Consider the following 13,552-nt stretch of genomic DNA (forward strand, 5'->3'; position numbering starts at 1 on the left):
GGGGCGGCGGAATCACTCCGCCGCGCGGCGCGACAGCCAGGAAATGATCTCCTCGCCCGCGCGGACGCCGCGGGCGGCGGTGACGGCGGAGCCCGTCCAGCCGGTGTCGTGGAGCTCGCCGTGCGCGGGGCGGATCGCGGCGTTCGCCCATGCCAGGAGCTCGGTGTCGAGGAGCGAGTCGCCCGCGGCGAGGGTGGCGGCGGCGCCGGTGCGGGCGGCGACCTCGGCGGCCGCGGCGGCCTTGGTGAGGGACGCGGGCAGGCAGTACACCTTCCTGCCCTGCAGGGACGTGCGCCAGCCGCGCTCGGTGCACCAGCCGGTGAGGTCGTCGACCCAGCCCGCGGGGAGCGCGGCGCGGTCGACGACCGTGTAGGCGAACAGGTCGGACGCGGTGCGCCTCTTCAGGACGAAGTCGCCGCTCTGCCGGGTGAGGTGCTCCTGGACCTCGGTCAGCGGCGCGCACGCGGTGAGGCGTTCCCGGACGGCCCGTGACCAGGCGGGGTCGTCCTCCCCCGCGACGAGGATGTGGCCGCCGTTGGAGCAGATCGCGTAGGCGGGCGGCTTCTCGAGCAGGTGGACCCGGCGGTACTGCTCGGGTGTCCGAGTCGTCACCGGGACGAACGTCGTCTCGGCCGCGAGGACCTCCAGTGCGCGGGCCGCCGCCTCCGTCACGTAGGAGAGGGGCCTGCCGTCGTAGAACTCGACGCAGAGGAGGCGCGGCATCGTCTCGTCCGGGCCTTCCAGGGCGAACGCCGCCTGCGAGTAGATGAGGGTCCGGTCGAGGTCGGAGCACACGAGGACGGTCATTGCGCGGCTCCGTTGCGGAAGCGGGGGTGGATCAGGCCCATGCACGCGTACGGGATGTCGTCCACCTCTACTACGGGGACCCCGCGTTCGGCGGCCAGGAGACGGATGTGGGTGAGGTCGGCGGTCGCGTCGGGGCGCGCGAGGACCTTCCACGGGACGCGGCGGAGCAGTACCCGTGTCGTCTCGCCGACGCCCGGCTTGATGAGGTTGAGGTCATCGACGCCTTGCGTCTCCCCCACCCGGCGGACGGCTTCCCAGCCGGACCAGTCGGGGGCGCGGTCGGTGGACAACAGGTCGGGGGCGTCCTTCGCGACACGGTCGGCGACGGCGGGGAAGTGCGCGCAGACCGTGTCGAGGAACCTTGCGGACACGTCGTCGCCTGCCAGGTCGGCGTAGAACTTCGCACCGTGGAAGTCGTCCGGGCCGATGAGGTCCTTGTTGAGGACGGTCCGGCTGACGAGGCCCGACACCGTGGAGTTGAGGCAGGCGGAGGGGATGAGGAAGTCGTCGCGCGTCCCGTAGAGGTGGGTGCATCTGGCGGGGTCGGCGAGGACTGCGAGATCGGACGGGAAGGGGTGGTCTTCCAGGGCGGCGGTGAGTTCGCGGGTGATGGCGCCCTTGCCCGTCCACCCGTCCACGAACATGACGCGGGACGGGTCGTGACTCGCCGCCAGATAGCGGAGGGCGACGGTGTCGATGCCCCGTCCCCGGACGATGCTGATGGCGTAGTGGGGCAGGTCCAGGCCGTGGGCGAAACGCGCCCAGCGCCGCATGAGGATCCCCACCGGGGTCCCGGCACGCGCCAGGGAGACGAGGACGGCGTCGGGGCCGCGCTCGCCGAGGACGAGTTCCGTGATGAGGCCCGTGGCGTAGGCGAGCCGCTCGGCGGACGCGTCCAGGGCCTGGTGGAAGAGGCGCCGGTACTCGGGGCCGGGCTGGTACTCCACCGGCAGCGATTCTGCGTAGTGGGCACGGCCCGCCTGGATCGCCGCCTCCCGCTCCTCCGTGGGTGCCTCCAGCCGAACGTGCGAGAGGTCCTTCAGGAGCCATGTCACGTCGGCGGCGGCGTAGCTGCCGAACGCGGGGCCGTGCAGGGGCTTCATGCCGGCCTCCCGTAGGACGGGACGGTCACGGCGAGCACGGGGGCGAGTCCACGGAGCCGCGCCAGAAGGCCGTTCGTGAGCGCGTCAGTGTCACCGGCGCCGTCCACGACCAGGACGATCTGGTCGAACGCGGACGTCACGTTGTAGGCGTACCGCTCCCCCGGCCCGTCGGCGGGGTCGTCGTGGGACGGGAAGACGATGCGGGTCCTGATGGCGTATCCGGGGTCGTCCACGGCGAGAACGGGTGAACGCGTCGTGGTCGAGTAGCGGACGTCCGTGTCGGGCAGCGCGTCCGCGAGCGCCTCAGCCAGCCGGAGGGGCGCGTACATCAGTTCCTCGAACCCGAGGACGTGGACGCGGGAGACGCCATCGGAGAGCTCGGCGAGCACGGCGTCCGCCATGCGGGGCAGTTCCTTCTCCAGCTGGGCACGATCGGAGGGCGAGAAACCATGGCGGCCGCCGTCCGGGAGGCCCGGCGGCCAGTCGAGCACGAGCCGCCTCACCTCGTGATCCTCCCCGGCTTCCGTACCGGGGGCTCGTGCCGACAGCTCGTCCACCAGTGCCTGGCCGGTTTCCAGGATGTCGGACGGCAGTCGCACACTCCCCTGCGCGAGTGACACCGCGTCGATGCGCGCGCCCAGCCGCTCAGCGAGTTCGTCCACGCGCGCGAGGTCCGCCGGGCCCCGCATGTCCACCAGTGCCGCCAGCACGTAATGCCGGCGCGGACGGACCGCGTGCAGCGCCGCGATCGTGTTCAGGACCGTCTGCCCCGTGGAGAGCTCGTCGTCCACCAGGACGAACGGCACGTCCCTGTCGAGATCCGCGATGTCAGCGGGGAGGAGCAGATGGCTCGTGGCGTGGCTGTGCTCCTCCTCAAAACCCCCGTACGCCGCGAAACCCTCCACCGGACGCCGCGTCGAGTGCAGGTAGTGGGCACCGCCCAGAGCGTCCGCCACCGCGTGCCCCAGAGCCGTCGCCGTCTCCGCGTACCCGAGCACGATCGCGTCCACAGGCGGCACGGGCTCGCGCAGACGGTCGCGCAGCACGGCACACGAACCGCCGCGCAACGCCGCCCCCAGGAGCTCCCCCGCGTCCTCGGCGGCGGCGCCCAGGCGACCCCGCACGAGGTGTCCCAGGGCCAGCCCGGCCCCGTACACCAGGCGCGGGTCCGTCGGGACGTGCTTGCCCAGCACCGACGACACCAGCAGGTGCGCGCGGCGCGGATTCCGCCGCACGGCCAGGCCGACCAGGTCCGTCAGCAGGCCCTCGTCCGGCAGGCGCACTCCCAGCCGGGACGCGACCCACTCCCCCGGCCATATCCGGTCGCTCACCGGCTCCCCGCCGCTTCCAGTAACTCCACGAACGTCACGCCCTCCGCCGCGACACCGAACACGCGGGCGCGCAGCATCAGCCGTTCCGCCCACGCCCGGTGCGGTTTCGCCTCGTTCATCTTGTTCGCATAGGCGCTCGCCATGGCGCCCCCGCCGGTCACCCCGAGGATGTCGGCGGCGTCGCAGTACTCTTCGTGCGTCACGACGGAGAGGGCGTGGACGGCCGCCACATGGCTCGGATGGATGACGGTCTTGCCCAGCAGCCCGTTCGCCTTGTCCAGGTGCACCTCGCGGATCAGCCCGTCCAGGTCGGACGTGATGAGCCGCTGCCGCAGCGGCGCCGCCCGCTGCGCGTCGAACGGGGACTGCCGCAGCTGCGGCTTGAACATCCGCTCCCCCGCCGAGAAGTACTCCCAGACGGGGCCGGTCACGACGTACCCGCTGCCGTCGGCGCGGCCGAGGATGTTCACCACGTCGCTGATCGCCGCCGCGACCGGCCGGATGTCGTAGATCGTGAGATCCGGGGGGCGGCGCAGCCCGTAGGCCGCCGACATGTCGGTGGCGCCGAGCCGGACGGCGAGGACACGGGGACGGTGCTTGGCCAGCAGCCGCGCCACATCGTGCAGCATCTCGGTGCGGGTCTCCGCGTACACGGCCTCGCGGCTCTCGATCACCGGCATGGCGGCGAGCGGCAGCCCGGCGCGGGCGGCGGCCTCCTCGACCGCGTCCAGGTACGCGCCGCCCGACATCGCGGTGAACTTCGGCACCACGAACCCGCTGAGCAGTTCGGCGGCGGCGCCGAGCCGGGTCACGAGGTCGCCGATCTGCTCGGCCGTCCGGACCCGGACGAACAGCAGCGGCACCGCCTCGCCGCGGCCGTGCAGGGTCCGCAGCTGCGCGATGAGGTTGGCCTCGCCGGCCGCGACGTCGCCGTCGGCGATCGCGTCCTCCAGGCACACGACCATGCTCATCACGCCGTGCCGCGCGGCCTTGCCGATGGTGTCGGCGAGGCCCGGCCTGGTGGCCGGGCAGTACAGCGTCGCGCCGAGCGCCACCGCCAGCACGTCCGGCTCGTCGTGCCGGTCGAAGCCGCGCGGGTGCCGGTGGAACAGGGCCTTGCGGCGCGCGGTGTCGACGTGCTCGAAATGCCGCATGACCGGACGGTCAGCGCCGCACGACCGGGACACGCGCCGTCACAGGTGCGCCGCCACGGCCGGCAGCAGATGCTGGAACGTGCGCCCGGACGCGGTCGCGCCGATCGCGGTCATCGACCATCCCTGCCCGTCCCGCGTCACCTTCGCCATGATCTGCGCGTTGTGCTGACCGGCGCCGGTCAGCTCGTAGCGGGCGATCTCCTGCCCGGTCGTCTCGTCGACGAGCCGGCAGAACGCGTTCGCGATCTGGGAGAAGTCCTGCCCGGTGAAGGAGTTGACGGTGAACACGAGCTGGGTCACGTTCGCGGGGACGCTCTGCAGATCGACGTTGATGACCTCGTCGTCGCCCTCGCCCTCACCGGTCAGGTTGTCGCCGGTGTGCTGGACGGACCCGTCCTTGCTGCGCAGCTGCCGGAACCACACCTGGTCGGCGAGGTTGCCGGAGGCGTCGAACAGCAGGCAGGACGCGTCGAGGTCGATCGACTGCGGCTTGCCCTTGCCGAACAGGCCCTTCTTCGCGACGGCGTCCCAGCCGAGACCCATCCTGACGCGGCTGAGGGTGCCGCCGCCGGGCTTGGCGAGCGAGACCTTCTGGCCCTTCTGCAGCGAAATCGACATCATCGGCTCCTTCGGCGAGACGGGCGTGCCTAGACCTTCGTGGTGATGATCTTGTTGTCCTCGCCGCCGGACGGTTCGGCGGCGTCGTCGTCGGCGTCGTTGTTGCGGACGACCGAGCTGATGAACGCGGCGATGATCAGACCGGCCCCGAGCCCGCCGGTGATCCACTCGCTGACATGGTGGCCGATGCTGATCAGCATGCAGGCCGCCAGGGCGCCGATCGCCCAGTGCGCTCCGTGCTCCAGGTAGACGTACTCGTGCAGGGTGCCCTTGCGGACGAGGAACACCGTGAGGGACCGGATGTACATGGCGCCGATGCCGAGGCCGAGCGCGATGACGATCGGGTCGGTGCTGATGGCGAACGCTCCGATGACGCCGTCGAAGCTGAACGACGCGTCCAGGACCTCCAGGTAGAGGAAGAGGAAGAAGCCGGCCTTGCCGGTGGCGAGCGCGAGGCCGCTCGGGCCGGACCGGGCCGGGGCCTCGCCCTCCTCGCCCTCGATCATGTGCTCGCCCACCTCGGAGAACAGCTCACCGAGCCCGTTCACCAGGATGTAGACCACCATGCCGAGCACACCGGCGATCATGACCTCGCCGGGCTTGTCCGCCCAGACGCCCGAGACGAGCGCGAGGGAACCGCCGGCGACGACGACCGACAGCTGGTCGAGCTTGCCGATCCGCGCGAGCGGGCGCTCCAGCCACGGCAGCCACTTGTCGGCGCGCTCCTCGAACACGAAGTCGAGGAACAACATCAGAAGGAACATGCCGCCGAACGCCGCGATCGTCGGGTACGCCTCCTCCATCAGGTGCTTGTACCGGCTCTCGTCGTTCAGCGCGAGGTCGAACGCCTCCACCGGCCCCAGCTGCGCGGTGACGCCCACGATGACGAGGGGGAACACCAGCCGCATGCCGAACACCGCGATCGCGATGCCCACCGTCAGGAAGATCTTCTGCCAGAACGGGCTCATGCGGTCGAGGACCTTGGCGTTCACGACCGCGTTGTCGAACGACAGGGAGATTTCGAGGACGGCCAGCACCGCGACCAGGGCCAGCCCGGACCAGCTGCCATAGAAGAAGGCGGCGACGAGGCCGGCGGCCGTGACACCGAAGGACCACCCGAAGGTGCGAAGAATCATGCGCGTATCTCTGCTCGATGGGACATGGGGCCGGGACGGCCGCCATGGAGGCCGGGCTCACCCGGCCGGTGCGTCAGCCGACGTTGACGCCGAAATCCATGGCGATGCCCGCCAGACCGGAGGCGTACCCCTGGCCGACCGCCCGGAACTTCCATTCTCCCCCGTGCCGGTACAGCTCGCCGAACACCATGGCCGTCTCGGTGGACGCGTCCTCGGTGAGGTCGAAGCGGGCGAGCTCGTTGCCGTCACCCCGGTTGACGATGCGGATGAACGCGTTGCGGACCTGGCCGAAGTTCTGCCGCCGGTTGTCGGCGTCGTAGATCGACACGGGGAACACGATCCGCTCGCACTCGGCGGGCACCGCCGACAGGTCGACGTTGATCGACTCGTCGTCGCCCTCGCCCTCACCGGTCAGGTTGTCGCCGGTGTGCTCGACGGACCCCTCGGGGCTCTTCAGGTTGTTGAAGAACACGAAATGCCCGTCGGACATGACCTTGCCGTTCCCGCCCAGCATGAGCGCGGACGCGTCCAGGTCGAAATCGGCGCCGGTGCTGGCGCGCACGTCCCAGCCGAGCCCGACGGAGACGGCGGTGAGGTTCGGCGCGGCCTTCGTCAGCGAGACGTTGCCGCCCTTGGCGAGTGAGACGCCCATGTCCGGGCCACTTCCTTCCGGTGAGTCGCGGTGGGGGGTGTCGCGGTCAGAGGTTGACGCCGAAGTCGGTGGCGATGCCGGCGAGCCCGGAGGCGTAACCCTGGCCGACGGCGCGGAACTTCCATTCCGTCCCGGCCCGGTACAGCTCGCCGAAGACCATCGCGGTCTCCATGGACGCGTCCTCGGACAGGTCGTAGCGGGCGAGCTCGGTGCCGTCGCCCTGGTTCACGACGCGGATGAACGCGTTGCGGACCTGGCCGAAGCTCTGGCCGCGGGCGTCGGCCTCGTAGATGGACACGGCGAACGCGACCCGCTCGGCGGTGGCGGGCAGCGCGCCGAAGTTCACCTTGATCTGCTCGTCGTCGCCCTCGCCGGCACCGGTGGTGTTGTCGCCGGTGTGCTCGACACCGCCGTCCGGGGAGCGGAGGTTGTTGAAGAACACGAAGTGCTTGTCCGTGATGATCTTGCCGGTGCCGTCCACGACCAGGGCGGCGGCGTCCAGGTCGAAGTCGGTGCCGGTGGTCGTGCGCAGGTCCCAGCCGAGGCCGACGGTCACCGCCGACAGCCCGGGCGCCTGCTTGGTGAGCGAGACGTTGCCGCCCTTGCTGAGACTGACACCCATGCTCCGAGCCTCCAGAAGTCGCATGCCGTGGCGGGCGCCGGTGCCGGCACCCGCTATGACGACGTCAGAGCGATGCTATCCGTTCCCTCCATTGCCAACCCGTTACCCGCGGCGGTCCCGGCGGCGGGCGCCCCGCGAGGGCATCCCGCGCCGGACGCGCGGAACGGTCCCTTCTACGCCAGACTGGGCGGTGGGCACGAGAAGGGAGCCGGCGTTGCGGGGAGCGGGTGATCAGCGCGGGCGGGGCCGCGCGACGCAGGCGGCCGACGCGGCCCGCGCCGCGCGCGAGGAGGCCGCGGCCGCCTTCTACGACATGGACCAGGCGCAGAAGTACCTGGCCGGCCGGGTCACCGTCTTCGAGGACCTGGACGCGAGCGCGGCCGCGGCCGCCCGGCGTGAGTTCTCCGGCCTGTCCGACGCCGCGGACGCCGCGTCCCTCGCCTACATCACGGTCCTGGACGCGCACGACCTCGACCCCGCCGACGGCCGGGAGCGGACGCCCGCCCAGTACGACGCCGCCCGGCGCGCGTTCGTCGCGGCCACCGAGCGGCTCCGGCAGCACACGGGGAAGCTCAACGGGTTCGCCGAGCGGCTCGCCCCGGCGATGGCGCGGCTCGAGGCCGCGCTCGACCAGCTCCCGCCCAGGCTGACCGCGGCGCGGGACGCCGTCGCCGCCGCCCAGGCGGCCGTCGCGGAGGCCCGCGACGCGGGCCTCGACACCGACGACGCCGAGGCCGACCTCGCCCGCGCCCGGGACGGCCTCGCGCGCCTCGGCTCGCAGGGGCTCGGCGGCCTCGGGCTGGACGGCGCGCTCCGCACCGCCGACGAGGTCCGCGCCATCGCCGAGGGCGTCCGGGACGCCGCCGCCGAGCTGCCGAAGGCGGCCGAGAAGGTCCGGCACGCGCTCGCCTCGGTGAAGACCCGCGCGGACGTCGTCGCCGGTCGCGCCGATCCCGTCCGGGACGCGATGAAGATGCTGCTGCGCCGCTACTCGCAGCCCTGCTGGCAGGACCTGCGGGGCGCCCCGGAGGCGATCGAGGCGGGCGTCGTCCGCGCCCGGGAGCGGCTCGCCGAGGCGTCGGCGCACGCGTCCCGCGCCGAGTGGAAGGACGCGCAGCGCGCGCTGACCGCCGCCCGCACCGAGCTGTCCGCCGCCGACCGGCGCGCCGGCCAGGTCACCGGCCGCGTCGCGGAGCTGGAGGCCGTCGCCGCCGACCCGGGCGGGGCCGCCGAGGGCGCCCGCTTCGCCGTACGGGACGCGCAGCGCCTGGCGATGGCGCAGCCGGGCGGCGCCGCGCCGCACCACGCCCGCGCCCTGGACGCCCTCGTCGACCGCCTGGAGAAGGCCCCCGGGCGCCTCACCGGCGCGCACCCCGACTACTGGGCGTACCTGCGGGAGCTGGACGCGATCAAGACGGCCGCCGGCGACGTGGTCACCCGCATCCGCTCCGAGCGCGCCCAGCAGGGCTGACCGGGTCAGCGGGGGCGGTCGCCCAGGCCCATCGTGAGGTTGCGGGCGGCCATCGGGGGGCCGCTCGGCTGGGGGTCGCCGTAGGGCGGCGGCGGCGCGGGCTGGCCCGGCGGACGCTGCATCTGCGGGGCCTGGTCCCGGACAGGCTGCCGGCTCTGCGCCGCCTCGACCCACACGGCCGTGCCGTACGCGCAGACCTCGTACCCGCCGCCGGTGAGCGCGACCGTGTCGAACCGCATGCCGACCACGGTGTTCGCGCCCTTGCGGCGCGCCTCGTCGCGGAGCCGGTCCACCGCCTCGCGGCGAACGGCGCCGAGCCCGACGCCCTGCTGCTCCCCCGTGGAGACGCGGAACGTCCCGCTGCTCGGGGACCCGCCCGGCGCCGGCCGGCCCTGGTCGGTCTGGACGGCCGTCCCCACGACCTCGCCGAGCACGCTGCGGATCTCGTACCCCGCCAGGCCATCCGTCGTCACGATCAGCATGCGGTCAACGGTAATCCACCCGCCGGACGAAATGCACCGCTATGCCCGCCCCGGTGCGACACGGCGGAAGGCCGCCCCGTGCGAGGCGGCCTTCCGGTCGGAGCGGTTCGGCGGGACAGGGTCGTCAGTCGAGGTACTCCCGCAGCATCTGGGCACGTGACGGGTGCCGCAGTTTCGCGAGCGTCTTCGACTCGATCTGGCGGATCCGCTCCCGGGTCACCCCGAACTCGCGGCCCACCTCCTCCAGCGTCCGCGGATGGCCGTCGGTCAGGCCGAAGCGCAGCTGGATGATGCGCTGCTCCCGGTCCGACAGGGTGCCGAGGATGTCCTCCAGCTGGTCCTGCAGGAGGATGAACGCCGCGGCCTCGATGGGCACCACCGCGTCCGCGTCCTCGATGAAGTCGCCGAGGTCGGAGTCCTCCTCACCGATCGGCGACTGCAGCGACACCGGTTCCTGGGCGATGCGCTGGATCTCCACCACCCGCACCGGCGACAGGCCCATCTCCAGGCCGATCTCCTCCGGCACGGGCTCCCGGCCGAGGTCCTGGTGCAGCTGCCGCTGCACCCGGACCAGCTTGTTGATCGTCTCCACCATGTGCACCGGGATGCGGATCGTCCGCGCCTGGTCGGCGATGGCGCGGGTGATCGCCTGGCGGATCCACCAGGTCGCGTAGGTGGAGAACTTGAACCCCTTCGTGTAGTCGAATTTCTCGACCGCACGGATCAGTCCGAGATTCCCTTCCTGGATCAGGTCGAGGAACAGCATTCCCCGTCCGACATAGCGTTTCGCGATCGAGACCACCAGCCGCAGGTTGGCCTCGATCAGCCGTTGCTTCGCCCGCACCCCGTCGCGGGAGAGCTGTTCGAGGTCGAGCCGCCGATCGCGGGAGAGGATGGCGGTGTGCGCCAGTTTCTCCTCCGCGAACAGCCCCGCCTCGATCGTTTTCGCCAGTTCTACTTCATCTTCTGCCGTGAGAAGCGGTACGCGACCGATCTCTCTCAGATAGATCCGGACCAGGTCGCTCGTCGGCGCCCGCTTGCCGAGGTCTCCCTCATCCGCTCGCGTGACGTCCTCGGTCTCCTGCGGAGTCTCGAGGACCTCCACCCCCTGCTCTGCGAGCATCCGGACGACCTTTTCCAGGGAGTCGTCCGGCAAGTCCGAGCGATCGAGCGCGGCAGCGACGTCATCGACGGTCACACCGCCGCGCTCTCTGCCGCGTGCGACGAGGTCCGCCACCTGATCAACCGATGGCGCCTCGCTTGGCAGCACCGAAGGGCCCACGGAGACAGTTTGCTTCAGATGGGGCCTAGATCACAGGACCTATTTTGCGATCCCTTGACTCACTGTGACCCGAGACCGCGTTCCCGCAACACCCGTCGCTGCTGCTCAAGCGCGACAAGATCGCCGAATAGCCGGTGGTATTCGGTCCCGCTCTCGACCGGATTCAGCCGCCCGAGTTTAGATTTCACGTCCGCGATCATACGGGTGAGCTGGCGTTCCTGGATACGGGCGAGCAATTCCACCGCATAGCGGTCGTCCGATTCCTGTGCGGACCGTACCGGCTCGACTCCGAGCTTGGTGATCAGAGCCCTGACCTCGTCGTTCGGCGCGAGGTCGAGCAGAGCCCTGGCCCACTGGGCGGCGTCGAGCGCCGCCGTCACGCCGCCCGCCGCCGCGATGACCGCGCGGACCGCGGTGTGCGGCGGCGCGATGAACGCCTCAGCCGGGACCTCGTCGAACACCGGCCCGAGCAGCGCGGGCCGCTGCACGGCGAGCTTCAGCAGCTCCCGCTCGCGCTGCACCTCCGGATCGCGCGGATCCCAGGCGGGACGCTCCGCCGCGACCGGCCCGTTGCCCGCCGGGCCGCCGTCCTGGACGCGGCCATCGCCCTGCCCCCTGGCACCGCCCTGCGGCCTGCCCGCGCCCTGCGCCCGGCCGTTGCCGTGCCCCCGGCCGTGCGCCCGCGCGGCGAGCTCCCGGACGCGGCGCAGCACGAACTGCTCGTCCATGATGCCGAGCCAGCGGTCGAGGTTCACCGTGTACATGTGCCGGAGCGCGCGGTCCTTGATCGCCGCGACGACCGGCGCGGCGGCGTCGAGGGCGGCGAGCCGGCCCTCGGCGGTGTCGAGGTCGTGCCGCTGGATGGCGTCGCGGACCTTGAACTCGAACAGCGGCTGCCGGGACGCCACGAGGTCGCGGACCGCCGCCTCTCCGTTTCGGATCCGCAGGTCGCAGGGGTCGAGGCCGTCGGGCTGGATGGCCACGAACGTCTGCGTGACGAACTTCTGCTCGTCCTCGAACGCCCGCAGCGCCGCCTTCTGGCCGGCCGAGTCGCCGTCGAAGGTGAAGATCACCTCGCCGCGGAACTCGTCCTGGTCCATGAGCAGCCGGCGGAGGATCTTGATGTGGTCGTCGCCGAACGCCGTCCCGCACGTCGCGATGGCCGTCTCCACACCGGACAGGTGGCAGGCCATGACGTCGGTGTAGCCCTCGACCACCACCGCCTGCCGCCGCCGCGCGATCTCCTTCTTCGCGAGATCCGCCCCGTACAGGACAGAGCTCTTGTGGAACAGCGGCGACTCGGGGGTGTTCAGGTACTTGGGGCCGTCGTCGTCGTCGAACAGCTTGCGGGCGCCGAACCCGATGACGTCGCCGCCGAGGTCACGGATGGGCCACATCAGCCGGCCGCGGAACCGGTCCATCGGCCCGCGCCGGCCCTCCTTCGCCAGCCCGCCCGCGATGATCTCGCGGTCGGCGAACCCGCGGGACCGCAGGTGCCGGACGAGGCCCTCCCACTCGCGCGGCGCGAACCCGACACCGAACCGCTCCGCGTCGGCGGTCTCGAACCCGCGCCGCGCCAGGAACTCGCGGCCGGCCCGGCCGTCGGGGGAGGCGAGCCGCTCGGTGTAGAACTCGGCGGCGGCCCGGTGGGCGTCGATCAGCCGGGCGCGCTGCCCGCCGTCCTGGCGGGGGCCGCGGCCTCCGGGGCCGTCCTCGTAGCGGAGCTGGAGGCCCACCTGGGCGGCGAGCCGTTCCACCGCCTCCGAGAACGACAGGTGCTCGATCTCCTGGACGAACCGGATGACGTCCCCGCCCGCCTCGCACCCGAAGCAGAAGTACAGGCCCCGGGAGGGCGTCACGTTGAACGACGGTGACTTCTCGTCGTGGAAGGGGCACAGCCCCTTGAGGTTCCCGCCGCCCGCGCTGCGCAGCTGCAGGTACTCGCCGATCACGGCGTCGATGGACGACCGCTCCCGTACGAGCGCGATGTCCTCATTGCGAATCCGGCCTGCCACGATGACGGAGTCTACGGCCGCGCCCCGACATCCGGAGCATCACTCGGGCACCGGCCGTCCTGACGACGGGTCACCCGTCCGCGGGGGCCTTCGCGAGATACGCCGACGCCTGCAACCTGTTCGACGGCGAGGAGCTGCCCCGGAAGCTGGACGTCCTGCGCGGGCACTGCGAGCGGGAGGGCCGCGACTACGACGCGATCGAGAAGACGTCCCTGACGTTCCTGCCGGAGAACCCGTCCGTCGAGACCGTCGAACGGCTCGCCGGGCACGGCGTCGACCAGGTGATCTTCTCGCATCCAGCGGTCAGGACCTGGCGGGACTGCTGGGCGAGGCCCTGAGCCGGACCGAGAGGACCGTCCCGGCGGGTCGGCGAGGCTAGGCGGACGCGGTCGCCGGGGTGAACACCCACTTCTTGTACGACCAGTAGCGGAACGCCGAGCCGAGGCCCACCCCCGCCAGCAGGCCCGCGTTGTAGGCGACGCCGCCGTGCAGGCCGAGGGTGTAGTAGGTGAAACCGGTGCAGAGCACCTGGATGAGCAGCCCGACGCCGTTCAGCGCGAAGAAGATGACGACCTCGCGGCCCGAGCCGTCGCTGTCGCGGTGCCGGAACGTCCAGTGCCGGTTGGCGAGGTACGACGTGAGCGTGGACACCAGGGTGGGCACGATGACGCTGATCACGGGGCTGCCGCCGAACAGGATGTGCATCAGGTTGGCGCCGCCGACCATGATGAGCGTGCCGACGCTGCCCACGACTCCGAAGCTGAGGAGTTCGCGGACGAATCTCCGGTACGCGGGGGCGGCCGGGACCGTTTCCACGGGTCTCGGCCGCTGCAGGATGCTCACTCGCCCAGACCTTACCGGAGCAGGACATAAGCCACG

The 13,552-nt window shown here is 71.7% G+C and carries 13 protein-coding genes; 1 reads left to right on the forward strand and 12 read right to left on the reverse strand.

What is annotated here, in order from left to right; all coding sequences use genetic code 11:
* Positions 1–12: 12 nt before the first annotated feature.
* The 8 genes from IE99_RS0102185 to IE99_RS0102220 form a co-directional block, all read right to left on the reverse strand.
* Positions 13–807: an HAD family hydrolase gene (locus IE99_RS0102185; RefSeq protein WP_030145173.1), complete on the reverse strand. Its 795-nt coding sequence runs from the start codon at positions 805–807 to the stop codon at positions 13–15.
* Positions 804–1,910, reverse strand: coding sequence for a cysteine protease StiP family protein (locus IE99_RS32320; RefSeq protein WP_030145174.1), 1,107 nt, complete (start codon positions 1,908–1,910; stop codon positions 804–806). The genes IE99_RS0102185 and IE99_RS32320 overlap by 4 nt, the downstream gene beginning before the upstream one ends.
* Positions 1,907–3,241 carry a phosphoribosyltransferase family protein gene (locus IE99_RS32325; protein WP_211258700.1) on the reverse strand — a complete coding sequence of 445 codons (1,335 nt, stop codon included), beginning with the start codon at positions 3,239–3,241 and terminating at the stop codon, positions 1,907–1,909. The genes IE99_RS32320 and IE99_RS32325 overlap by 4 nt, the downstream gene beginning before the upstream one ends.
* Entirely contained in the window at positions 3,238–4,395 is a 1,158-nt protein-coding gene (locus IE99_RS0102200; protein ID WP_030145176.1) for an HpcH/HpaI aldolase/citrate lyase family protein, read from the reverse strand. The genes IE99_RS32325 and IE99_RS0102200 overlap by 4 nt, the downstream gene beginning before the upstream one ends.
* Positions 4,396–4,434: 39 nt before the next feature.
* Positions 4,435–5,013: a TerD family protein gene (locus IE99_RS0102205; RefSeq protein ID WP_030145177.1), complete on the reverse strand. Its 579-nt coding sequence runs from the start codon at positions 5,011–5,013 to the stop codon at positions 4,435–4,437.
* Positions 5,014–5,042: 29 nt separating this feature from the next.
* The gene (locus IE99_RS0102210) at positions 5,043–6,149 is read right to left on the reverse strand and encodes a DUF475 domain-containing protein (protein ID WP_030145178.1); all 1,107 of its coding nucleotides are present in this window, start codon (positions 6,147–6,149) and stop codon (positions 5,043–5,045) included.
* A gap of 73 nt (positions 6,150–6,222) precedes the next feature.
* The gene (locus IE99_RS0102215) at positions 6,223–6,801 is read right to left on the reverse strand and encodes a TerD family protein (RefSeq protein WP_030145179.1); all 579 of its coding nucleotides are present in this window, start codon (positions 6,799–6,801) and stop codon (positions 6,223–6,225) included.
* Positions 6,802–6,847: 46 nt separating this feature from the next.
* Positions 6,848–7,423: a TerD family protein gene (locus IE99_RS0102220; RefSeq protein ID WP_030145180.1), complete on the reverse strand. Its 576-nt coding sequence runs from the start codon at positions 7,421–7,423 to the stop codon at positions 6,848–6,850.
* A 214-nt stretch (positions 7,424–7,637) separates the two neighbouring features.
* Here IE99_RS0102220 and IE99_RS0102225 point away from each other — a divergent pair, with 214 nt between their 5' ends.
* The gene (locus IE99_RS0102225; protein ID WP_030145181.1) at positions 7,638–8,894 is read left to right on the forward strand and encodes a hypothetical protein; all 1,257 of its coding nucleotides are present in this window, start codon (positions 7,638–7,640) and stop codon (positions 8,892–8,894) included.
* A 5-nt stretch (positions 8,895–8,899) separates the two neighbouring features.
* Here the strand turns inward: IE99_RS0102225 and IE99_RS0102230 are convergent, their stop codons facing one another.
* The 4 genes from IE99_RS0102230 to IE99_RS0102245 all read right to left on the reverse strand — a co-directional run bounded on the left by IE99_RS0102230 (position 8,900) and on the right by IE99_RS0102245 (position 13,516).
* Complete coding sequence (locus IE99_RS0102230) at positions 8,900–9,376, reverse strand: YbjQ family protein (protein WP_030145182.1); 477 nt, start codon at positions 9,374–9,376, stop codon at positions 8,900–8,902.
* Positions 9,377–9,500: 124 nt separating this feature from the next.
* Positions 9,501–10,646 carry an RNA polymerase sigma factor RpoD gene (gene rpoD, locus IE99_RS0102235; RefSeq protein ID WP_030145183.1) on the reverse strand — a complete coding sequence of 382 codons (1,146 nt, stop codon included), beginning with the start codon at positions 10,644–10,646 and terminating at the stop codon, positions 9,501–9,503.
* 71 nt (positions 10,647–10,717) lie between these two features.
* On the reverse strand, positions 10,718–12,673 hold the full coding sequence (dnaG, locus tag IE99_RS0102240; protein ID WP_030145184.1) for a DNA primase: 1,956 nt from the start codon (positions 12,671–12,673) through the stop codon (positions 10,718–10,720).
* Positions 12,674–13,048: 375 nt separating this feature from the next.
* Positions 13,049–13,516: a GtrA family protein gene (locus IE99_RS0102245; RefSeq protein WP_051711800.1), complete on the reverse strand. Its 468-nt coding sequence runs from the start codon at positions 13,514–13,516 to the stop codon at positions 13,049–13,051.
* Positions 13,517–13,552: the final 36 nt, after the last annotated feature.

Origin of the sequence: Spirillospora albida, assembly GCF_000718255.1 — a bacterium.
Classification (GTDB): Bacteria; Actinomycetota; Actinomycetes; order Streptosporangiales; family Streptosporangiaceae; genus Spirillospora; species Spirillospora albida.

Excerpts from the sequence above, each read along its gene's own strand:
- IE99_RS0102185 (WP_030145173.1), bottom strand. The coding sequence starts at position 807 with ATGACCGTCCTCGTGTGCTCCGACCTCGACCGGACCCTCATCTACTCG.
- IE99_RS32320 (WP_030145174.1), bottom strand. The coding sequence starts at position 1,910 with ATGAAGCCCCTGCACGGCCCCGCGTTCGGCAGCTACGCCGCCGCCGAC.
- IE99_RS0102200 (WP_030145176.1), bottom strand. The coding sequence starts at position 4,395 with ATGCGGCATTTCGAGCACGTCGACACCGCGCGCCGCAAGGCCCTGTTC.
- IE99_RS0102205 (WP_030145177.1), bottom strand. The coding sequence starts at position 5,013 with ATGTCGATTTCGCTGCAGAAGGGCCAGAAGGTCTCGCTCGCCAAGCCC.
- IE99_RS0102210 (WP_030145178.1), bottom strand. The coding sequence starts at position 6,149 with ATGATTCTTCGCACCTTCGGGTGGTCCTTCGGTGTCACGGCCGCCGGC.
- IE99_RS0102215 (WP_030145179.1), bottom strand. The coding sequence starts at position 6,801 with ATGGGCGTCTCACTCGCCAAGGGCGGCAACGTCTCGCTGACGAAGGCC.
- IE99_RS0102220 (WP_030145180.1), bottom strand. The coding sequence starts at position 7,423 with ATGGGTGTCAGTCTCAGCAAGGGCGGCAACGTCTCGCTCACCAAGCAG.
- IE99_RS0102230 (WP_030145182.1), bottom strand. The coding sequence starts at position 9,376 with ATGCTGATCGTGACGACGGATGGCCTGGCGGGGTACGAGATCCGCAGC.